Below are 21518 nucleotides of genomic sequence, written 5' to 3' on the forward strand. Positions count from 1 at the left end.
TCCCGAAGTGGCTGCGTCGGGCGGCGGACCCGAGTACCGACACCACCGAAACGATGAGCTTGGCGCGAGCGTTGCGGCGGGCCATGACCGCCAAGAGCACGCCGCGGCAGGCGGCGGTACTCGTGCTGTTCAGCGGCTCACCCGAACCGGATCCCGATGCCCCCGGCGGGTTGCCCGGCGACGCGGATGTGCTGCTCACCCAGCGCGCGTCCACCATGCGCCAGCACCGCGGTCAGGTCGCCTTTCCGGGCGGTGCCGTCGATCCCGGCGACTCCGGGCCGATCGACACCGCGCTGCGCGAGGCCTGTGAGGAGACCGGACTGGCGCGCGATGGCGTCGAACCCTTCGCCGTACTGCCGAAACTGTTCGTGCCCCCGTCCCGCTTCGATGTGACCCCGGTGGTGGCCTACTGGCACACCCCTAGGGCGGTCCAGGTGGTCAATGAGACCGAGACCGAACGGGTCGTGCGGGTGCCGCTGGCCGACCTGCTGGAACCGGCGAACCGCTTCATGGTGCGCGGCAGCCTGGGCTATCAGAGCGCGGCTTTCCAGGTCGACGGCATGCTGGTGTGGGGGTTGACCGGCGGCATTCTGGCCGGGATCTGCAAGGCCGCCGGGTGGGAACGGGAATGGGACCACAGCGATGTCCGTGATCTGGAGACCGCGCTGGCGGCCGTAGGAATGACGTTATGACCTCATCGGCTTGGCTCGATATCGCGGTGGTGCTGCTCGCGCTGCTGGCCGCCTCCTCCGGCTGGCGGCAGGGCGCGGTGGCCTCCGCACTGGCCTTCCTCGGCGTCGTACTCGGCGCGGTCGCGGGCATTCTCATCGCGCCCCATATTTTGATCCACGTCAACGAGGGCAGACCGCGGGTGCTCACCGGCGTGCTGTTGATCGTGCTGCTGGTCATTGTCGGCGAGGTCGCGGGCATGGTCCTGGGCCGGGCCGCGCGCGGCGGTATGCGCCATCCGTTCACCCGCAGTGTGGACAGCGTCATCGGTGCCCTGTTGCAAGCGGTGGCGGTGCTGGTCACCGCATGGCTGCTGGCGCTGCCGCTGGCCACCTCCTCGCAGCCCGCCATCGCCTCGGCCATCAATGGTTCGAAGGTGCTCGCCGACGTCAACGAGGTCTCGCCGAACTGGTTGCGCCGCCTGCCCAACGAATTCTCCAAGCTGCTCAACACCTCCGGGCTCCCGGACGTCATCGGTCCCTTCGGCCGCGCCCCGATCGCGGCCGTCGAGCCCCCGGACCCGAGCGTCCTGACCAGTCCGGTGGCGGCCTCGCTACAGCAGAGCGTCCTGCGCATCCGTGGCGTCGCCCCGAGCTGCCAGCGCGCACTGGAGGGCTCCGGCTTCGTGATCGCGCCCGAGCGGGTGGTGACCAATGCCCATGTGGTCGCCGGAACCACCAGCATCACGGTGGACGCCGTCGGCGGTCCGCTCAACGCTTCGGTTGTGCTTTTCGATCCGTCCAAGGACGTCGCGATCCTCGCGGTGCCGGGGCTCACCGCCCCGGTGGTGGAGCAGGCTTCAACGCCCGCGCGCTCGGGTGAGAATGCCATCGTGCTCGGTTATCCGGGTGGCGGGCGGTATACCGCCAGCGCGGCCCGTATCCGCGAAACGCTGGACCTGACCGGACCGACGATCTACCGCAACGGCACCGTCGAACGCGAGGTCTACACGGTCCGCGGACAGGTGCGCGCAGGCAATTCCGGTGGGCCGCTGGTGGATACCGACGGCCGTGCGCTCGGCATCGTATTCGGTGCCGCGGTGACCGACGACGACACCGGATACGTCCTGACACTGGCGGAAGTACGGCCGCAACTCGATGCCGCGACGGCCTCGTTTTCGGCGGTGGATACCGGTGCGTGTGTCCTGAGCTGATCGACGGCGGACACAGGGGTGCGAGCGCCCCTGTGTCCGTGCGAGCGGCCCCTGGGATCGGTGTCAGCCGAGCAACTTGGCGAGCTCGGCGGTGACCGCGTCCGGATTCTCCTGGTGGGCGAAGTGGCCCGCGCCGGGGATCACGACTTGCCGCCGCTGTGGTGCCCAGCGGCGGCCGCGCTGGAAGGTCGCGGGTGATAAATAGCCGTCGAGTTCGCCGCGCATGGTGAGGACCGGAATGCGGATCGGCTGGCGCATGGTGGCCATGAAGCGGCGCCCGTCCGGACGCCACTGGCTGCGGAAGGCCCAGCGCTGATATTCCAGGGCACAGTGCGCCGCGCCCGGAATCTGGATGGCCGAGCGCATCCGATCGGCCGTATCGACGAATTCGGCACTGCCCGACCAGGTTCGGCTCACCCGCTGGCGCAGCAGCCGCTCGACCTCGAAGCCATTGCCGGTGGTGAGCAGGTGTTCGCCGTACCGCGGCAGCTGGTAGCGCAGGAAATTCGGCAGCCAGGCCCGGCGCTGGCGCCGATCCCGCAGCACCGCGCTCTTGAGCGCGACCGGATGCGGGGAACTGACCAGCGCGATCGAGCGCACCAGCCGCGGGTGCAGCACCGCGGTCGTCCAGCAGACCAATCCGCCGTCGGCATGGCCGACCAGCGTGGCCTCGGAGTAGCCCATCGCGCGGATGAGTCCCGCGATATCGCCCGCCAGCGTCCAGCCGTCATAGCCGCGCGGCGGTTTATCGCTATCGCCGTAGCCGCGCAGATCCACCGCGACCGCGTGGTAGCCCAGCTCGGCGAGTCCGGTCAACTGATGTCGCCAGGACCACCAGAGGTCGGCGAATCCGTGCAGCAGCACGACCAGCGGTGCATCCCTGCGGTCCGGCGCCGCCTCGACGACGTGGAAGCGAATGCCGTTGGCGTGCACGTCCCGATGCGTCCAGGGGCCGTCGTAACGGACGCTGGACGGATCGGGAAACGAGTTCGACGACACGCCGATCGAGCCTAGTGCGGCGGCGGCCTCGCCGCCTAGTCGGCGCAGTCGGATCGGCCGTGCGGCGCGTTCTACTCCGTCGGCTTCTCGAGCGCGAGGTGCTCCTCGTGCGAGCCGAACCCACTCGGCAGCACGTTGCGCGCCTGCTTGAGCGAATCGATCGTCTTCTCCGGCGCCCGCAGTTTCTTGACCCGCAGATAGCCGAGCAGTGCGAGCACCAGCGTCGCGACGATCATCAACAGGAACACGATCAGGAACGCCGCCCAGCGCGCCAGCCACACATCGAGCAGCTCGCCGAGGAAGAAGAAAAAGAAGAAGGTGCTGAACAGCAGGACGGTCAGCGCGAGGATGAAGTAGACGCTGCCCTGCAGGCCCTTCTTGATCTCGCCGGTCACCTCGGCCCTGGCCAGTTCGACCTCGGCGCGCACCAGCGTCGACATCTGCTCGGTGGCATCGCGGACCAGGGTGCCGAAGCTCGCCGATCCGATGGGATCGGTATCCGAGAGGGGAATCGAGGTGACAGTGCGGCCGCGACGCGACTCGTCCCCGTTACCGCCGTTTGTGAAACTCACTTGGTCGACCCTTCTCCCTGTCCCGGCACTGTATCGGCCTCACTCTCTCGTTCTATCGCACGCGCATCCCGCCGCGCCTGGTGGACACGCCCACGCCGCAACAGTAGCGCCGAACCCGCGAGCGACGCCGTCATTGATGTCACCAACACCGCGGCCTTCGCCAATTCGACGGCCGAGCCGTCGCCTACGTCCGCCAGCGCGAGTTCTGCCACCAAGAGGCTAACGGTGAAGCCGATCGCGCCGAGCACCGAGAGGGCGAACATGTCTCGGTAGCCCAGACTCACCGGACGTTTGGCGATGCCCAATCGGATTGCCACCCAGCTGATCCCGAAGATGCCGAGGGTCTTGCCCAGCAGTAATCCGAGAATGATGGCCAGCGCGAGGCGGTCGGTGAACAGCTGCTGGAAGACCTTGCCGTCCAACGGAACTCCGGAGGCGAACAGGGCGAACAGCGGTACGCACAATCCGGCCGAGATCGGCTGGATCAGGTGTTCGAGCCGCATTGCCGGAGCCTGCGCCTCACCCGGATCCTTGCGCACCCTGGTCAGCAGGCCGAGCGCGACACCGGCCAGGGTCGGGTGGATGCCCGCCTCGTGCAGCGCGTACCAGGGGATCAGTGCCAGCGGCAAATACACCAGGGGCGTGGAGATCCGCCGGTGCTGGGCCAGCGCCCAGCCCGCGAAACAGGCCGCCGCGGCCAGCAGCCACAGCGCCGACAGCGTCGTGGTGAACAGCACCGCGATCAGGATGATGGCGAGTAGATCGTCGACCACCGCCAGGCTGAGCAGGAATACCCGCGCGCTCGCCGGAATTCTGGAACCGGTCATGGCGAGTACGGCCAGCGCGAAGGCGATATCGGTCGCCACCGGTATGGCCCAGCCCCGGTCCATGCCCTCGATGCCGAATCCGACCGCCAGCGCGATCAGTGCCGGGGTGATCACACCGCCGACCGCGGCGATGATCGGCAGCGCGGCCCGCTTGGGATCGGCGAGTTCACCGACCACCAGCTCGCGTTTGAGTTCCAGTCCGGCGACGAAGAAGAAGATCGCCAGCAGACCGTCCTTGGTCCATTCCGCGACGGTGAGGTTCAGATGCAGCGCCCTGATGGGCAGGACGGTTTCGGTGATGGTGACGTAGCTGCCGCCCCACGGCGAGTTCGCCCACAGCAGCGCAGCCGCGGCGGCGATCAGAAGTATTGCGCCACCAACGGTTTCGGTGCGTAGGTAGCGCGTCAGCTCCGACCGCACTTGGGTGATCACGGGAAACCTTCCGGCAGGGTGGACATGGCTGCGGACGCGCAATCCAACCGATTCGGCTTTCAGCTACACGACCGCATGCCGACCAGGCTTCCCGGCACACCTTACGCAATTCTAACGGGTACGGCCGGTGACGAATCTCGTCACCGGCCCTACGATGTGCCGTTTTCGGGGCGCCGACTCAGGTGCGACTGGCCCGAATCGCCTCGAAGACGTTCGGATCGACCAGCGTCGAGGTATCGCCCAGTTCCCGACCCTCCGCGACGTCACGCAGCAGGCGCCGCATGATCTTGCCGCTGCGGGTCTTGGGCAGTTCCGGCACCACGTGGATCTCCCGCGGCCGCGCGATCGGGCTGATCTCCCGCGACACCTCCGCCTTCAACTCGTCGACCAGGGCGGCACCGGTGTCCTTGGCCTCGGCGGTGAGGATCACGAATGCGACGATGCCCTGTCCGGTGGTGGTGTCGCTGGCGCCGACCACCGCGGCCTCGGCGACCCCGGAGTGGCCGACGAGCGCGGACTCCACCTCGGCGGTGGAGATGCGGTGACCCGAGACGTTCATCACATCATCGACCCGGCCGAGCACCCACAGATCGCCGTCGGCGTCGAGCTTGGCGCCGTCACCGGCGAAGTACCAGCCCTGTTCGGCGTAGCGCTCCCAGTAGGTGGCCCGGTAGCGCTCCATATCGCCCCAGATGCCGCGCAGCATCGACGGCCACGGCTGATCGAGCACCAGGTAGCCATTGGCCTCGGTCTCGCCGAGTTGGACCGCCCTGCCCTCCTCGTCGACGACCTTGGCCGAGATGCCGGGCAGCGGTGTCATCGCGGCGCCCGGCTTCGCGGCGGTGACGCCGGGCAGCGGGGAGATCATGATCGAACCGGTCTCGGTCTGCCACCAGGTGTCCACGATGGGCGCGGTGCTCGCGCCGATCACCTCGCGGTACCAGCGCCAGGCCTCCGGATTGATCGGCTCGCCGACGCTGCCGAGCAGCCGGATGCTGGACAGATCGTGGGCACCCGGGATCTCCTTGCCCCACTTCATGAAGGTGCGTACCAGTGTCGGTGCCGTGTAATAGATGGTGACACCGTACTTTTCGACGATGTTCCAGTGCCGGTGCTCGTCCGGGAAGTTCGGCGTGCCCTCGTAGACGACCTGGGTGGTGCGGTTCGACAGTGGTCCGTAGACGATGTAGGTGTGTCCGGTGACCCAGCCGATATCGGCGGTGCACCAGTAGATGTCCTGTCCCGCTTTGTGATCGAAGACGTTGTGGTGGGTGTAGGACGCCTGGGTCAGGTAGCCGCCGGTGGTGTGCAGAATGCCCTTCGGCTTTCCGGTGGTGCCGGAGGTGTAGAGGATGAACAGCGGATGCTCGGCGTCGAAGGCCTGCGGTGTGTGCTCGGGGCTCGCCTGTGCGACGGTCTCGTGCCACCACAGGTCGCGCCCCTCGGTCCACGGCACCTCGATATCGGTGCGCCGCACCACCAGTACGTGCTCGACGCTGTGTCCATTTTCGCCAGTGGCGTCGAGCGCCTCGTCGACGGCCTCCTTCAACGGTGCGGCCTTGCCGCGCCGCCACTGACCATCTGTCGTGATGATGAGCCGGGCGCTCGCGTCATCGACGCGCTGGCGCAGGGCGGTGGGGGAGAAGCCGGCGAACACCACCGAATGCGTGAGACCCAGTCGCGCACATGCCAGCATCGATACGATCGCCTCGGGGACCATCGGCATATAGATGGCGACCCGATCGCCCGGCTCGAGTCCGAGTTCGGTGAGGTAGTTGGCGGCCCGGGACACCTCGGCCAGCAGGTCGGCGTAGGTGATATCGCGGGAATCGCCCGGTTCGCCCTCCCAATGGATGGCGACCTGATCGCCGTGTCCGTCGAGCACATGCCGGTCCACGCAGTTGTAGGCGACATTGAGCTTGCCGTCGACGAACCACTTCGCGACGGGCGCGTCACTCCAATCCAGGACCTGGCTCCATGGCTGATCCCAGTGCAGCCGTGCGGCCTGTTCGGCCCAGAACGCGTCGCGATCCGCCGCGGCCCGCGCGTAGTTCGACGCGTCGGCGTTCGCGGCGGCGGCGAACTCCGCGCTCGGCGGGTACGACTCCCGGTGGTCGGCGGTGGTATCGGTCATCTCGTCTCTTCCTTCACGTAGCCCGTGGCGCTGGCAGTCGCGGTCGAATTCGACAGTAACCAACTGTGACCCACACCGCGTCCGGTGTGTCCAACCGGTTTCCATCCCGTCAAGACAGCGGGTATCCTGCGCGATCCGCTGACAAACCGGACCTTCGGTCGCTATCGTCATAGTCATTCAGCTCCGGACACCGGAAGCCCCAACGGAGGCATACTTCCGGCGAATGTCCGTTTTCTCATGAATCTTTAGCGTGTTTCACCGATGTTGCCGGATTGGTAACAAGTGGAACGAACCTCGGTCAATCCGGTGACAAGTCTGCTTCGAATAGCTAACGTCCCAGGCATTCCAAGGCGGATCGAGTCGAGGCGCGCTGGGCAACTGCGCATGCGCGGTCGCGGATCCCCTTTGCCTGTCTCGAAATCGGGAGAACGCGTTGAGATTCAACAGAGCTACAGCGTTGACCGCGGCAGTCGTACTGGCCACAAGCCTGGGACTGTCCGCATGTTCGTCCAGCGATAGTGCCGATGCCGACATCGTCACGACGAACGCCGGTGAGCCGCAGAATCCATTGGTACCAACCAATACCAATGAGAATATGGGCGGCCGGGTCGTGGACCGGCTGTTCGCGGGTCTGAAGTACTACGACGGCAAGGGTGTCGCGCACGACGAGATGGCCGAGTCGATCAAGACTCCCGACCGCAAGACCTACACCATCACCATCAAGCCGGACTGGAAGTTCACCGACGGCACCGCGGTGACGGCGAAGTCGTTCGTCGATGCCTGGAACTACGGCGCCCTCGGCACCAATGGCCAGTTGCAGAGCTACGCGTTCACCCCGATTGTCGGATTCGACGAGGTATCGGCGGAAAAGCCGACGGCACAGACGATGTCGGGGCTGAAGGTGGTCGACGACCGGACCTTCACCGTCGAGCTGAAGTCGCCGTCCATCGACTTCGAGACCGAACTCGGCTACGCGCCGTTCTATCCGCTGCCCGAGGCCGCGTTCAAGGATATGAAGGCCTTCGGCGAGAACCCGATCGGCAACGGCCCCTACAAGTTCCGGACCTGGGAGCACAACGTCAAGATCGATCTGGTGCCCAACCCGGACTACAAGGGCGGACGCCCGCCCAAGAACAAGGGTCTGCGCTTCGTCATGTACCAGTCGTTCGACACCGCCTACTCGGATCTGCAGGCGGGCAATCTCGATACTCTGGACACGATTCCGGACAGCGCGCTGACCTCGTACAAGAAGGACCTCGGCGATCGCGCGATCCTCGATCCGTCCGCGCAGAACCAGCACATTGGCGTCCAGGCCAATGTCCCGCATTTCGGTGGTGAGGAGGGTCTGCTGCGCCGCAGGGCCATCTCCATGGCGATCAACCGGCAGCAGATCTGCGACACCATCTTCAACGGCACCAAGATCCCGGCCCGTGACTTCACCTCGAGCACGCTGCCCGGATTCGATGGGAACCTGCCCGGCTCCGAGGTGTTGAAGTACAACCCCGACGAGGCCAAGAAGCTCTGGGCGCAGGCCGATGCCATTTCGCCGTGGTCGGGTCGCTACGAGATCGCCTACAACTCCGACGGCGGCCACCAGGCGTGGATCGAGGCGGTAGCCAACAGCGTCAAGAACACCCTCGGTATCGACGCCGTCGGCACGCCGTATCCGACCTTCAAGAACATCCGAGATCTGGTGAACCAGAAGACGATCGGCAAGTCCTTCCGCTATGGCTGGCAGGGCGACTACCCGACGATGCTGCAGTTCCTCACCTCGCAGTACTACAGCTACTCCGAGACCAATAACGTCGACTACAAGAGCCCCGAATTCGACCACCTGCTCGACGCCGCGCTCGCCGCGCCGACGCTGCCGGAGTCGTACAAGCTCGTGGGGCAGGCGCAGGCGTTGCTGATCAAGGATATGGCCGATATCCCGGTACTGGATTACCTTGCCGCAGCGGGACGTTCGGACAAGGTGAAGAAGGCCGATCTGGCCTGGAACGGTCTGTTCGACTTCGAGAACATCGAGAAGTAGCCGCTCGGCGCCGACCGTGCTGCCGTGACTCGACGGCGCGGTCGGCGCCGCTCACCCAGGAGACGAAATGGCCTGGTATGTCTTGCGGCGTCTGCTCCAAATGATCCCCGTCTTCCTCGGGGCGACGCTGCTCATCTATGCACTGGTCTTCCTAGTGCCGGGCGATCCGATCCACGCGCTGGCCGGCGACAAGCCGATGACGCCCGCCGTGGAAGCCCAGCTCCGCGCGCGCTATCACCTGGACCGCCCGTTCTTCGTGCAGTATCTGCTGTATCTGAAGGGCATCTTCACCCTCGATTTCGGTACCGCCTTCTCCGGCCGCCCGGTGCGCGATGAACTCGCACGGGCGTTCCCGATCACCATCAAACTGGCGTTCATGGCGGTGCTCATCGAGGGCGTCTTCGGCGTCATCTTCGGGCTGATCGCGGGTCTGCGCAAAGGCAAACTGTTCGATTCGACGCTGCTGGTGGTCAGCCTGATCATCATCGCGGTGCCGATCTTCGTGATCGGCTTTCTCGCCCAGTTCGTGCTCGGCGTGAAATGGGGCATCGCACCGGTGACCGTCACCGGCAAGGCAAGCGTCGGTGAACTGCTCGTACCCGCGTTCGTACTCGGGTCGCTGTCGTTCGCCTATGTGCTGCGGCTGACCCGAAATTCGGTGGCGGAGAACATGTCCGCCGACTACGTGCGCACCGCGACCGCGAAGGGGCTGAGTCGGCCCCGGGTAGTCACCGTGCACATTCTGCGCAACTCGATGATCCCGGTGATCACCTTCCTCGGCGCCGATCTCGGTGCGTTGATCGGCGGCGCGGTCGTCACCGAGGGCATCTTCAATATTCCGGGTGTCGGCGGAACGCTGTACCAGGCGATCACCCGCGGTGAACCGCCGACCGTGGTCTCGTTCGTGACCGTGCTGATCGTGATCTTCCTGATCTCGAATCTGATCATCGACCTGCTCTACGCCGCGCTCGACCCGAGGATCCGATATGCCTGATCTCGATAAGAAAGCTCCGGACAGGCAACCGCATTTCGTGGCTCCGCCCGACGAAGTCGAGGTGCTCGCCACCGATCAGGTCGTCGATACCGGATCACCGACCAGCATCTGGCAGGACGCGTGGCGCCAGCTGCGCCGCAATCCGATCTTCATCGTGGCCGCGGTGCTGATTGTCTTCATCGCCGTCGTGGTGCTCTGGCCCGGCCTGTTCTCCGATCAGGATCCGCGCTATTGCAACGGCGATTTCAGCATGGATCCGCGCGGGCCCGGCCATCCCTTCGGATTCGATAAGCAGGGCTGTGATGTCTACACCCGAACCGTTTACGGCGCGCGGGCATCCGTGATGGCCGGTTTGGGTGCGACGACGGTGTTCCTGCTCGTCGGTGGCACGCTGGGGGCGCTCGCGGGCTTCTACGGCGGGTTGCTGGATTCGGTGGTCTCCCGCATCGCGGAGATCTTCTACGCGATTCCGCTGATGCTGGCCGCGATCGTCATCATGCAGCTGCTCGACTCGCGCACGATCTGGACCGTCATCCTGATTCTGGCCGCCTTCACCTGGCCACAGGCCGCGCGCATCGCGCGCAGTGCGGTGATCGAGGCCAAGAACAGCGAATATGTCACGGCGGCGAAGGCATTGGGCGTCTCCCGAATACGGACGCTGCTGCGCCATGTGCTGCCGAATGCGGCCGGACCGCTGATCGTGGTCACCACGATCTGGCTCGGCGCGTTCATCGTCACCGAGGCGACGCTGTCCTACCTCGGCGTCGGCTTGCCGCGCACCATCGTGTCCTGGGGTTCCGATATCAATACCAACCAGCACGAGCTGCGCGGCGGATCGCCGATTTTGTTCTATCCCGCAACGGCTTTGGCGCTCACCGTGCTGAGCTTCATTCTGCTCGGCGACGCGCTGCGGGACGCACTCGATCCGAAGGCGAGGAAGAGGTGACCGCGTCGATGTCCGAGCGACCACTGCTCGAGATCGAGGATCTCAACGTTTGTTTCTCCGCCGAGGGCAAGAAGATTCCGGCGGTGCGCGATGTCAGTCTGTCGGTGTATCCCGGCCAGACGGTCGCGATCGTCGGCGAATCCGGATCCGGCAAGTCCACCACCGCGCACAGCATCATCGACCTGCTGCCCGGCACCGGGAAGGTCACCTCCGGATCCATCATGTTCGACGGCAAGGATCTGGTTAAGGCGTCGAAGAAGGATGTCGTCGCGGTCCGCGGTAGCGGTATCGGGTTGGTTCCGCAGGATCCGATGTCGAATCTGAATCCGGTGTGGAAGATCGGATTCCAGATCCGGGAGACCCTGGAGGCCAATGGCATTGCCAAGGGCAAGGCGGCCAAGCAGCGCGCCATCGAACTGCTCGAGGAAGCCGGTATGTCGGATGCGGCACGCCGGGTCAACCAGTATCCGCACGAATTCTCCGGCGGTATGCGCCAACGCGCGCTCATTGCCATCGGACTGGCCTGCCGTCCCAAACTGCTGATCGCCGACGAGCCGACCTCGGCCCTCGACGTCACAGTGCAGCGCCAGATTCTCGACCATCTCGACGGGCTCACCAGCGAACTCGGCACGGCCGTGCTGCTCATCACCCACGATCTCGGCCTGGCCGCCGAGCGCGCCGAACATCTGGTGGTGATGTATCGCGGCAAGGTGGTGGAATCCGGTCCGGCACTGCAGATTCTGCGTGAACCGCAGCATCTGTACACCAAGAAGCTGGTGAATTCGGCCCCCTCGCTGGCCTCGCAGCGGCTGTCCTCGGTGCGCGAGCGCATCGAGGTGCGCAAGCAGGCCGTCCAGGTGGCCGAGGAGGTCTCGGCGGCCGATACCGAACTCGCGGTGGTCTCCGATGACGTGGTGGTCGCGCAGAATCTGACCAAGGCGTTCAAGATTCGGGGCAGCACGCCGTGGAAGTCGACCGATTTCATCGCGGTCGACGATGTGTCGTTCCGCTTGCAGCGCGGCACGACCACGGCCATCGTCGGCGAGTCCGGTTCGGGCAAATCCACAGTGGCCCAGATGGTGCTGGGGCTGCTCGAACCGACATCGGGTTCGGTGACCTTCGACGGGCGCGAAGTGGCGAAGCTGGATCGTAAGGGCGCGTTCGCCTTTCGCCGCCGGGTGCAGCCGATCTTCCAGGACCCCTACGGTTCGCTGGATCCGATGTACTCGATCTACCGCACCATCGAGGAGCCGCTGCGCACGCACAAGATCGGCACCGCCGCACAACGCGAGACAACGGTGCGCGACCTGCTGGACAAGGTGTCATTGCCGTCCTCGGTGATGCGCCGCTACCCCAATGAACTCTCCGGCGGCCAGCGCCAGCGCGTCGCGGTGGCCCGTGCGCTCGCGCTCTCGCCCGAGGTGGTGGTGTGCGATGAGGCGGTCTCCGCTCTCGACGTACTCGTCCAGGCCCAGATCCTCAAGCTGCTCAACGATTTACAAGCCGAATTGGGTTTGTCCTACCTGTTCATCACCCACGACCTGGCCGTCGTCCGTCAGATCGCCGACGATGTCCTCGTCATGCAAACCGGCAAGATCGTCGAAGCGGCCACTACCAATGAGGTTTTCGACAACCCTCGACAGGAGTACACCCGCCGCCTGCTCGATGCCATTCCGGGAAGGGATCTGTTGGCGGGCTGACCTGCAGTTTGTGCGGATTCCCCTGTGGGATGGCCGCACGAAGTGCGGCTGGACAGCGCACGCGAGGCGTCGGCTTTCGTGCGCTGTCCGACCATCACGAAGCCGGTCCTATGAGGAGTTCGCGGCCCGTCTCGTGTCCGCGCGCAGGCGCGGCTATTTGGATTCAGCCGAGTCGTGTGACGAGGTCGCGAGTCTCGACGGCACCGCTAGCGGCGCTTGTAGGTCGCTCGAAAGGGGCGGCCGCGAGACACCAGGGTGCGCGACAATGTCGTGTCCGCGCGGCCGAAAACAGAGCCCGCGAATATGCCAAGTCGTGGCCGCTGCAAAATGGCACGGTGACCGATCCGCTACAGCCTCTTGTCGATCTGCCCGGTGTGCGCGAAGCCGCTGATAAAGCGCGCGACGCGCTCGCCGCCGTACACCGGCACAAGGCGAACCGGCGGGGCTGGCCGACCACGGCGGCCGAGGCTGCGGTGCGTGCGGCCAGGTCATCGGCCGCGATCGAGGGCGCGAGCACCGAACTGCCCGCCGACGGCCGGGTCGAGGATCCGATCTTGGCCGGATCACTGCGGGTCGGGCAGGCCCTCGACGGTGACGCGCTGCGCAACCTGATCGGCACCTGGCAGCGTGCGCCGCTACAGGCGCTGGCCCGGCTGCACCTGCTGGCCGCGGCCGATCTGGTGACCGATGAGTCGTTGCTCGGACGGCCGCGCGGCGACGGCGGCGTGGCCGAACGCCTGGACCTGCTGGCCCAGACAGTGCTCGGCACCAAGGCTCCCGCGCCGGTCATCGCGGCGGTCGTGCACGGCGAGTTGCTGGCGTTGCGGCCGTTCGGTACCGCCGACGGCATCGTCGCGCGAGCGGCCTCCCGACTGGTCGCGGCGTCCAGTGGGCTGGACCCGCACAGCCTCGGCGTGCCGGAAGTCTTCTGGTTGCGACGGCGTCAGCAGTACCTGGATGCGGCGGCCGGATTCGGCTCGGGTGCCGCGGACGCGGTGGGCAGCTGGGTGATTCTGTGCTGCGGCGCCTTCGAGGATGGTGCGCGGGAGGCCACATCGATCGCCGAAGCGGCGTCGGGCTAGCGCCGACAAGGGGGCTGCACACATCAAAGCGGGCGGCGTTGTCGTTGACGACCTCACCGCCCGCTAGCACGGACTCCGGGTTACCAAGCGTGCTAGGTGGGTTGTGTTCTGCGGCCTCGGCGATAATCCGTACTCCGCCGGTTCATCCCCGCAACCTGTGCGAGGCCCTCGCCGACGATAATCCGTATCTCGCAGGCCCACAACGCTTCTGCCCTTGTCGCGGCGCGCTCCGCGTGGGTGCCTGGTGCCCGTGCTGGGAAGGGTGGGTTGGGAAGCTGAACCTTCTCTTCCGGCTCCGCTCAGGCCTTCCGTCCTTCCGTAATTACATTTCTACACCTGTGACGGCCCCCACATCAAGGGCTGCGAAAACATTCAATAATCGGCGTGTTTGCCGGCGATTCGTGGTTAAATGCCTGGTCGCAGCGCCCTTTGCGTTATGTCAGCAAACGCTTCCACAAGCCGTCCGCATCACCCCCGAACGGCTCTTCCGTAGGCCCGCATCGGGGCGGTAATGGCTCAGCGGCGACGACGCAGCAGCCGGTAACTGACGGCACCGGCCAGCACCGCGCTCAACCCGACCGCCGCCGTCGCGGCAAGGGTGGTCGACGAAGGGGTCTGGAACCGCGCCCACAGCGACACCGGGTTGGAGAAGGTGAGGATCGGCCATCCCTTGGCCACCGCCTCACGACGCAGATTGCGATCCGGATTCACCGCGGTCGGATGTCCCACCGCGCTCAGCATCGGCACGTCGGTCACCGAATCGGAGTACGCATAGCACCGCGTCAGGTCGTAACCCTCACTGGCGGCGAGCTTTTCGATCGCGGTCACCTTACCCGCACCGTAGCAATAGAATTCGACCTCGCCGGTGTAGCGACCGTCCGCGACCACCATCCGGGTGGCGGCGGTGTGCGCGGCCCCGAGTGCCTCGGCGATCGGGGCGACGATCTCCTCGCCCGAGGCCGAAACGATCACCACATCGTGGCCGCGGATCTTGTGGTCGGCAATGAGATCGGCCGCCTCGGCATAGATCAGCGGGTCGACGAGTTCGTGAAGTGTTTCGGCCACAATGGATTTCACCTGTTCGACATCCCAGCCCGCGACCATATTGGTCAGATTGGCGCGCATCCGCTCCATCTGATCGTGGTCGGCGCCCGAGAGCATGAACAGGAAGTGCGCATAACTGCTCTCCAGCACCGCGCGCCGGTTCAGCAGGCCCTGTGCGTAGAAGGGCTTACTGAACACATAAGTGCTCGACTTCGCGATCACCGTCTTGTCGAGATCGAAGAAGGCGGCGATGCGCTGGCCCCCGGCAGTGGGGCGCGTCGTTGCCGTCACGTCCCGTGCGGTCTGGTCCGCGAGCTCTGTCTGGTCGCCATCGGCCGTCACCCGTTCAGAATATGCATGTGCCGCTGACGGTGCCGACCGGACCGTGCGCGGAGTTCGTCGGAGGAGTTTGCCCCGGAGACGCCGGGCCGGTGGTGGCCATAAAGTTCTCCGGCGACAGACTTGCGTTGTGGCCCGGGCTTGGGTGTAGTATTGCTGGCACCTGGACATAGTCCAGGCGCGTTCAGCCCGACCCCCCGGGGCTGAACCCGACGGCCCCAGCCTCCTCCCCCCCCGGCTGGGGCCGTCCTCTATTTCGGGCCAGGTTTCCCCGATTTCGGCTCTCCGGATTTATCCACACCCCCCGAGTTATCCACATTCGGCATATTGGATCTTCTGCTCCGTTCTGTCTTCGAGCACGCTGACCTGCATGAATCTCGAAGTCGCCCCGGCACTCACATCGCCGCCCGCACTCGTGCTCATCCAGGACATCCGGCTGCATGACGAGGTGCGCCGGGTCGCGGCGGCGGCGGAGCGTGCTCTCGATGAGCGCGGGCTGCCCGTCGGCCGACATGCCTGGTCCGCCGCACCGCTGGTGATCCTCGACACAAACGCAGCCCAGAGCTGCGCAGCGGCCGGATATCTCCGGCGTATCGGCGTCGTCCTGGTGACCGATGGGGAACCCGGATTGACCGATTGGCAGGCCGCCGCCGCGGTCGGAGCCGAGCGCGTCATCGCGCTGCCGGGTGCGGCGGTCGGGCTTATCGAGAAGTTTGCTGAGCATGGTGAATACCGCATGGGCGACGGTGTTGTCGTCGCGATCGCGGGCGCGAGCGGTGGTGCGGGCGCCTCGATATTGGCCGCGGCGACCGGGCTGCGATCCGCCGCCGAGCGGTTCCGGCGCGACACCGTCCTCATCGACGGCGCACCCCTCGGCGGCGGCCTCGACCTGCTGCTCGGCGTCGAAACCGAGGCCGGACTGCGCTGGCCGGATCTGGTGATCGAGGACGGCCGGGTCTCCGCCGCGGCGCTGCACAGCGCATTGCCCGCGGCGGCGCCGGGACTGGCGGTACTGGCGTGCGGCCGAGCCGGTGCCGGACGCTTGCCCATCGACATAGGTCCCGCCGCGATCCGCGCTGTCATCGAAGCAGGACGTGCCGCAGGCGATTTGGTGATATGCGATATATCCGGCGAGCGCGGCCCCCATGCCGACCAGATATTCGATGCGGCCGACCTGGTGGTGTTGGTCGTGCCCGCCCGCCTGCGCGCCGTGGCCGCCGCCGAATCGGTCGCCGCGCACATCGCCCAGCGAAATCCGAACCAGGGCTTGATCGTTCGTGGCCCTGCGCCCGGCGGCCTGCGCGGCGCCGAGGTCGCCGAGGTCCTCGACCTGCCCCTACTGGCCGCCGTCCGAGCCCAACCCGGCCTAGCCTCCCGCCTCGAACGCGGCGGCCTGACCCTGCGCCGCGGCCCCCTCCGCGACGCCGCAGACGCCATCCTGACCGTCCTCAGCACCCCCACCGACCAGGGATTGCGATGAGCGCCTTCGCGAAACCCGAGGCCCCGCCCCGAGTCCGCACCGCCGCTGTGGCGGTGCTCAGGATGCCGGGCGGCTATGCCGAGGCGACTGAGTCAATGAAACACCAACTGTCGCAGTGGTATCGGCATGTTGTGCGAGCTGCCCGGCCGATGCTCGGTCCGAAGCAATCTGCGGCGCTGAGGGGGCGGGTGAGGTTCCGGGAGTTGGCGCAGGCCCCTGATTTGGATGTTGGCGCTTCGGCAGGGATGAGTGCATTGGTGGCGTCCGAACTGCCGCAGCGGTACCAGGTGGTGCGCGCCGGGCTGGTGCAGCGATCTGCGGCGCTGAGGGCGCCCGCAACCTGCCGGGTGCCGAACCAGGCCCCTGCGGTGGGTGTTGGCGCTTCGGCGGCAGAGGTGTTCGGGATGAGTGCATTGGTGGCGTCCGAACTGCCGCAGCGGTACCAGGTGGTGCGCGTCGGGCCTGTGCAGCGATCTGCGGCGCTGAGGGGCCGCGCAACCTGGCGGGTGCCGGGGCAGGCCCCTGCGGTGGGTGCTGGCGCTTCGGCGGCAGAGGTGTTCGGGATGAGTGCCTCGGTGACGTCTGAAGTGCCGCAGCGGTATCGGAATGGCGCGTGTGCTGTCTGGCCGGTGCGCGGTCTGCGATCGGTGGTGTTGGGTGGGATGCCTGACGTGCGGCGATCTGCGGCGCTGAAGGTGCGGCCGGGCGGCAGAGTGCCGGGGCAGGCCCTTGATTCGGGTGCCGGGGCTTCGGAGGGGAGGAGGTGGGGATGAGTGCGTTGGTGACGTCGGAGCTGCTGGATCGGGTGCGGGAGCGGCTGGCGGGGGCTTCGGGGGATCCGGATCCGGCACAGGTGGCGGCGGCCATTCGGGCCGAGGCGGGTGGTGTGCTCGGTGATACGGATCTGCTGCGGGCGTTGCGGTTGTTGCAGACCGAGATGACCGGGGCAGGGCTCTTGGAGCCGCTGCTGCAGGATCCTCGGGTCGCCGATGTGCTGGTGACCGCGCCGGATGCGGTGTGGATCGATCGTGGCCGGGGGCTGGAGCGGACCTCTGTCGTCTTCCCGGATGAGGCGGCGGTGCGCCGATTGGCGCAGCGGTTGGCGCTTTCGGCCGGGCGGCGGCTCGACGATGCGCAGCCGTGGGTGGACGGCAGACTGTCGGGAAGGGAAGCGGCGCTGGGTGATTCGTTCGGCGTGCGGCTGCATGCGGTATTGGCTCCGGTAGCCCACGGCGGCACCTGCCTGTCGCTGCGAGTGCTGCGCCCGGCAACGCAGGGACTGGACGCGCTCGCGGCGGCCGGTGCGGTACCCGCCGACGCGAAACTGCTGCTGGAGCGGATCATTCGGGCCCGACTGGCCTTCCTGGTGGTAGGCGGGACCGGCGCGGGAAAAACCACGCTGCTCTCCGGACTACTGGCCGAAGTCGCCGCGGACGAACGCATCATCTGCGTCGAGGACGCGGCCGAACTGGCACCGCCGCACCCCCATGTCGTGCGCTTGGTCGCGCGCACCGCGAACGTCGAGGGCGTCGGCGTGGTGACGGTGCGCGACCTGGTCCGCCAGGCATTGCGGATGCGTCCCGACCGAATCGTCGTCGGTGAAGTCCGCGGCGCGGAGGTAGTCGACCTACTGACCGCACTGAACACCGGCCACGACGGCGGCGCGGGCACCGTGCACGCGAACTCACCCCGCGAGGTACCCGCCCGCCTGGAAGCCCTTGCGGCACTGGGCGGTATGGACCGAGCCGCCCTGCACAGCCAACTCGCCGCAGCCGTCCAAGTGGTGCTGCACGTCCACCGCCGAGCCGACGGATCCCGCGGCCTCCGCGAAATCGGCATCCTCGACCGCACCCCCGAAGGCCACGTCCGCATAACCGCCGCCTGGCGCGCAGACCGAGCCCCCACCCCCGCCGCCCCGGAACTGACCCGCCTACTCGACGAACGGCTCGACCGATGATCGGGAAATTGGAGTACGCGGCTCTCGTGGCACAGGCATGCGACAGGCTGGCGGCTCTTTCGATGAACACGAAACTCATGCGTTCCCCGGAAGCGGTTCCCAAGTCACCGCAACCTGGGATGCCCGCGGCATTGGTGGGTTCGGCGTTCGCGGACCGGAGGGTGCCGTGCCTGCACACGGCGCAGGTGATGACTGCGGTGCCGGTGCGCTCGGTGGCGTCGCTTCCGACGGCGCTGGATCTCGGTCCAATTGCCGCATCGGTCGTCTCAGCATCTGCGGCTTGGGTAGCAACGCGCCCATATGTGCTCGGTGATCGGCGCGTCCGATGATCGCGGCGCTGATATGTCTGGCTGGGGCGGTGCTGACGGCACCGGTGTCGAGGTCGCGGCGTCGGTTCGCCGGAATGTTCATCTCGGCGCGAGTGCGTCCAAAGATACAGCGCAGCAGTGCTTTTCGAGCTGCGTTCGGTGTCGCGGCGGTGGCGGCGCTTGTGGTTGGCGTGGGTCCGCTGGTGGCGGCGGTGTTGGTTGGGGGAACGGTTGGCATTCGGGTTCGGCGGGCGAGTCGGGATCGGCGGCGCGGTGTGGAGTGCACCCGCCTGCTCGACGCGCTCGAGGCGGTCATCGGTGAGCTGCGGGTCGGTGCCCATCCCAGTGCTGCGGCGGAGGTTGCCGCACAGGAGTCGCGGGGCGAGGCCGCGCGTGCCTTCGCGGTCTGCGCGGCCCGCAGCAGGCTCGGCGGCTCCGGTGCGGATGGTCTGCGGCATACCGATTCCATCGTCGACGTCGAACTCGCCAGGATCGCCGAGGCATGGCAGGTCGCCGAAAACCACGGTCTCGCCCTCGCTGAGCTACTTTCCGCCGCCCGCACGGACCTACTCGGCCGCATCCGGTTTCGCACCCGCACGACGGCCGCGCTGGCGGGTGCTCGGGCCACCGCCGCGGTCCTGGCGGGTCTGCCACTGCTGGGTATCGGCCTCGGCCAGATGATGGGCGCCGCTCCATTGCACGTGCTGCTGAGCCCCGGCGCCGGAACGGTACTGCTGCCGCTGGGCGCGGCACTCGCGTGCATCGGCTTGCTCTGGACCGACGCGATCACGCGAAAGGTCCTCCTATGAAACGAATCCGGACGGCGATACCGGTTGTGACCACATTCGAATGGGGTTGGGGATGGTTGGAATTGCCAGTGGGCCAGTAGTTGTTCTCGCTGCGGCGTTGGTGGTACTGCCGGGGCGGGTCGCGGTGAGTCGGCGGCTGCGGGCGCTGTGGGGAGGCGGCTCGCCGCCGGTCATCGCTACATCAGGCCGCGGAGCCAGCGACGATCCACTCGCCGTTGCGTCGGTATTCGACCTGCTGGCCGCATGCCTGCGCGCGGGGCTGCCGATGGCGGCCGCGGCGCGCGCAGTGGCACCCGGTGCGCCCGCATCGCTCGGCGCCGCATTACGCCGGGCCGCCGATCTACTGGCGCTGGGTGCGGACGCGGCGATGGCATGGGACCAAGTAGCCCGAGACGGCGCGAACCAGCCGGGTGCCGATGAGGTCGACGCACTGGCGCGTATGGCGCGGCGTTCGGCACGATCGGGCGCCTCACTCGCCGCCGCAGTCGGCGAACTGGCCGAACAGCGGCGCAGCGGGGTCGAGGACGCGGCCGCCGCCCGCGCCGAACGCGCCGGAGTCCTGATCGGCGGCCCCCTCGGCCTCTGCTTTCTCCCGGCCTTCGTCTGCCTCGGCATCGTCCCCGTGGTAATCGGCCTCGCTGGCCGAGTGCTCGGAGGTGGACTGCTGTGAAAACCACACGACCGGGAAGAGCATGTCGGCGCGGAGCGGCCGCGTCGACTGAAAAGAGAGGGGAAATCGGTGCGAATCGGGAAGGTGCGGGACCGGGTGGTTCAGATGCTCGGAGCCGTCGGCGTCGAGGTGCGGGCGCGGCTGTTGCGGGCGATGGTCGCCGAGGATGGGATGAGTACCGCGGAGTATGCGATCGGGACCATTGCGGCGGCGGCGTTCGGGGCCGTGCTGTACGGGGTGGTGACCGGGGACAGCATTGTGAACGCCCTGACGAAGATCATCGACAAGGCGCTGAACACCGCTGTATAGCCGACCGTGATCGTCGATTAAACTCTTGCGGTACAACGCATCTCGGTGACGATCGGGGTGCGGTGACGGTTGAGGCGGCGATCGCGCTCGCTGCCATCGTGGTCGCGGTCGTGCTGTGCGTCGGAGCCTTGCTCGCGGCGTCGACGCAGGTGCGCTGTGTCGACGCCGCTCGCGAAGCGGCCCGGCTGGCCGCCCGCGGTGATCACGCGAATGCGGTGTCGGCGGCGCGGCGGGTTGCTCCGCCCGCCGCCGACATCTCGCTGCGCAGTGCGGGCGATCGGGTGGTCGCGACGGTCTCCGCCCGCTCACCCCTGCTGCCACTGCTGGTGCTGCGCGCCGAGGCCGTGGCCTCCCGCGAGCCGGGAGCCGAGCCGTGACCGCCCGCGGCCCGGCAGCCGAAGTCGGCCTCCCCGCGGGCCCGGCACAGATGAAGGACATGGAGGTGCCGCGCCACACCGGCGCGGTGGTGCGGGGGTGCAGTGATCGAGCGGTAGATGCGGCGTCGTCGGACCACGCGCGATGTCGGCGGGCCGACCATCGCCACCATATATTCGCTGCTCGGTCGGAGCGTCGGCGTTTCGCCGTCGCGGATGAGGGGGTCGCGACGGTGTTCGCGTGCCTGGTGCTCGCGGCGCTGATCGGCGTGACGTTATTGATCGGTCTGGTCGGGGTGGTGATCGTGGGGCGGCATCGGGCACAGGCTGCCGCGGATTTGTCGGCTTTGTCGGCGGCGGGGGAACTGGAGCGTGGGGCAGATGCCGGATGTGCTGCGGCGGGTGAGATCGCAGCGCGGATGGGAGTGCGGATTCTGCAGTGCGCGGTAGCGCAGTGGGATGCGACTGTCACCGTTGAAGGGAATGTACCAATGGGTCTGTTCGGAAAGTGGACTGTTCGCGCGGTTGCTCGCGCGGGGCCGGTCGAAGTTGGAGTATGACCGGTGCATACAGATGTCCGACAGTGGTACATCACATCGCTGGAATTCGGTAATTGGGATGATCGAAT

The 21518-nt window shown here is 66.9% G+C and carries 19 protein-coding genes; 14 read left to right on the plus strand and 5 right to left on the minus strand.

The genetic code is table 11. From position 1 onward, the window contains the following. Window positions 1-53: 53 nt before the first annotated feature. Together ACQP0C_RS02300 and ACQP0C_RS02305 are read left to right on the plus strand one after the other, a co-directional pair. Window positions 54-692: an NUDIX hydrolase gene (locus tag ACQP0C_RS02300; protein WP_433734398.1), complete on the plus strand. Its 639-nt coding sequence runs from the start codon at window positions 54-56 to the stop codon at window positions 690-692. Continuing rightward, entirely contained in the window at window positions 689-1882 is a 1194-nt protein-coding gene (locus tag ACQP0C_RS02305; RefSeq protein ID WP_433730085.1) for a MarP family serine protease, read from the plus strand. Before ACQP0C_RS02300 ends, ACQP0C_RS02305 begins: the two co-directional genes overlap by 4 nt. A gap of 63 nt (window positions 1883-1945) precedes the next feature. Here ACQP0C_RS02305 and ACQP0C_RS02310 read toward each other — a convergent pair whose 3' ends face one another. The 4 genes from ACQP0C_RS02310 to acs form a co-directional block, all read right to left on the minus strand. Further along, window positions 1946-2881 (minus strand): alpha/beta fold hydrolase, encoded by a 936-nt coding sequence (locus ACQP0C_RS02310; protein WP_433730087.1) that lies wholly within the window; start codon window positions 2879-2881, stop codon window positions 1946-1948. A gap of 71 nt (window positions 2882-2952) precedes the next feature. After that, window positions 2953-3453, minus strand: a complete 501-nt coding sequence (locus tag ACQP0C_RS02315; protein WP_433730089.1) for a phage holin family protein — start codon at window positions 3451-3453, stop codon at window positions 2953-2955. Further along, window positions 3450-4709, minus strand: coding sequence for a Na+/H+ antiporter NhaA (nhaA, locus tag ACQP0C_RS02320; protein ID WP_433734399.1), 1260 nt, complete (start codon window positions 4707-4709; stop codon window positions 3450-3452). The genes ACQP0C_RS02315 and nhaA overlap by 4 nt, the downstream gene beginning before the upstream one ends. 181 nt (window positions 4710-4890) lie before the next feature. After that, complete coding sequence (gene acs / locus ACQP0C_RS02325; protein WP_433730091.1) at window positions 4891-6846, minus strand: acetate--CoA ligase; 1956 nt, start codon at window positions 6844-6846, stop codon at window positions 4891-4893. A gap of 457 nt (window positions 6847-7303) precedes the next feature. On the opposite strand from acs, the gene ACQP0C_RS02330 reads away from it, so the two are divergent. The 5 genes from ACQP0C_RS02330 to ACQP0C_RS02350 all read left to right on the plus strand — a co-directional run bounded on the left by ACQP0C_RS02330 (window position 7304) and on the right by ACQP0C_RS02350 (window position 13600). Then, window positions 7304-8878: a peptide ABC transporter substrate-binding protein gene (locus tag ACQP0C_RS02330; RefSeq protein WP_433730093.1), complete on the plus strand. Its 1575-nt coding sequence runs from the start codon at window positions 7304-7306 to the stop codon at window positions 8876-8878. A gap of 67 nt (window positions 8879-8945) precedes the next feature. Further along, window positions 8946-9872 carry an ABC transporter permease gene (locus ACQP0C_RS02335; RefSeq protein ID WP_433730095.1) on the plus strand — a complete coding sequence of 309 codons (927 nt, stop codon included), beginning with the start codon at window positions 8946-8948 and terminating at the stop codon, window positions 9870-9872. Then, complete coding sequence (locus ACQP0C_RS02340; protein ID WP_433682052.1) at window positions 9865-10818, plus strand: ABC transporter permease; 954 nt, start codon at window positions 9865-9867, stop codon at window positions 10816-10818. Before ACQP0C_RS02335 ends, ACQP0C_RS02340 begins: the two co-directional genes overlap by 8 nt. Before the next feature lie 8 nt (window positions 10819-10826). Continuing rightward, the gene (locus ACQP0C_RS02345; protein ID WP_433730097.1) at window positions 10827-12518 is read left to right on the plus strand and encodes a dipeptide ABC transporter ATP-binding protein; all 1692 of its coding nucleotides are present in this window, start codon (window positions 10827-10829) and stop codon (window positions 12516-12518) included. A 335-nt stretch (window positions 12519-12853) separates the two neighbouring features. Beyond that, complete coding sequence (locus tag ACQP0C_RS02350) at window positions 12854-13600, plus strand: oxidoreductase (RefSeq protein ID WP_433730099.1); 747 nt, start codon at window positions 12854-12856, stop codon at window positions 13598-13600. 516 nt (window positions 13601-14116) lie between these two features. Here ACQP0C_RS02350 and ACQP0C_RS02355 read toward each other — a convergent pair. Next, window positions 14117-14935: an HAD family hydrolase gene (locus ACQP0C_RS02355; protein ID WP_433734400.1), complete on the minus strand. Its 819-nt coding sequence runs from the start codon at window positions 14933-14935 to the stop codon at window positions 14117-14119. 418 nt (window positions 14936-15353) lie between these two features. Here ACQP0C_RS02355 and ssd point away from each other — a divergent pair, with 418 nt between their 5' ends. The 7 genes from ssd to ACQP0C_RS02390 all read left to right on the plus strand — a co-directional run bounded on the left by ssd (window position 15354) and on the right by ACQP0C_RS02390 (window position 21450). Beyond that, window positions 15354-16463: a septum site-determining protein Ssd gene (gene ssd / locus ACQP0C_RS02360; protein ID WP_433730101.1), complete on the plus strand. Its 1110-nt coding sequence runs from the start codon at window positions 15354-15356 to the stop codon at window positions 16461-16463. A 769-nt stretch (window positions 16464-17232) separates the two neighbouring features. Next, window positions 17233-18420 (plus strand): TadA family conjugal transfer-associated ATPase, encoded by a 1188-nt coding sequence (locus tag ACQP0C_RS02365; RefSeq protein ID WP_433730103.1) that lies wholly within the window; start codon window positions 17233-17235, stop codon window positions 18418-18420. Window positions 18421-18745: 325 nt separating this feature from the next. Beyond that, the gene (locus ACQP0C_RS02370; RefSeq protein ID WP_433730105.1) at window positions 18746-19537 is read left to right on the plus strand and encodes a type II secretion system F family protein; all 792 of its coding nucleotides are present in this window, start codon (window positions 18746-18748) and stop codon (window positions 19535-19537) included. A gap of 52 nt (window positions 19538-19589) precedes the next feature. Continuing rightward, complete coding sequence (locus ACQP0C_RS02375) at window positions 19590-20207, plus strand: type II secretion system F family protein (RefSeq protein ID WP_433730107.1); 618 nt, start codon at window positions 19590-19592, stop codon at window positions 20205-20207. Window positions 20208-20312: 105 nt separating this feature from the next. Beyond that, the gene (locus ACQP0C_RS02380) at window positions 20313-20516 is read left to right on the plus strand and encodes a DUF4244 domain-containing protein (protein WP_433685488.1); all 204 of its coding nucleotides are present in this window, start codon (window positions 20313-20315) and stop codon (window positions 20514-20516) included. A gap of 62 nt (window positions 20517-20578) precedes the next feature. Next, on the plus strand, window positions 20579-20893 hold the full coding sequence (locus ACQP0C_RS02385) for a TadE family type IV pilus minor pilin (RefSeq protein WP_433730109.1): 315 nt from the start codon (window positions 20579-20581) through the stop codon (window positions 20891-20893). Next, window positions 20890-21450 (plus strand): Rv3654c family TadE-like protein, encoded by a 561-nt coding sequence (locus tag ACQP0C_RS02390; RefSeq protein ID WP_433730111.1) that lies wholly within the window; start codon window positions 20890-20892, stop codon window positions 21448-21450. The genes ACQP0C_RS02385 and ACQP0C_RS02390 overlap by 4 nt, the downstream gene beginning before the upstream one ends. Window positions 21451-21518: the final 68 nt, after the last annotated feature.

Origin of the sequence: Nocardia sp. CA-129566 (genome assembly GCF_050956075.1) — a bacterium.
Lineage (GTDB): Bacteria > Actinomycetota > Actinomycetes > Mycobacteriales > Mycobacteriaceae > Nocardia.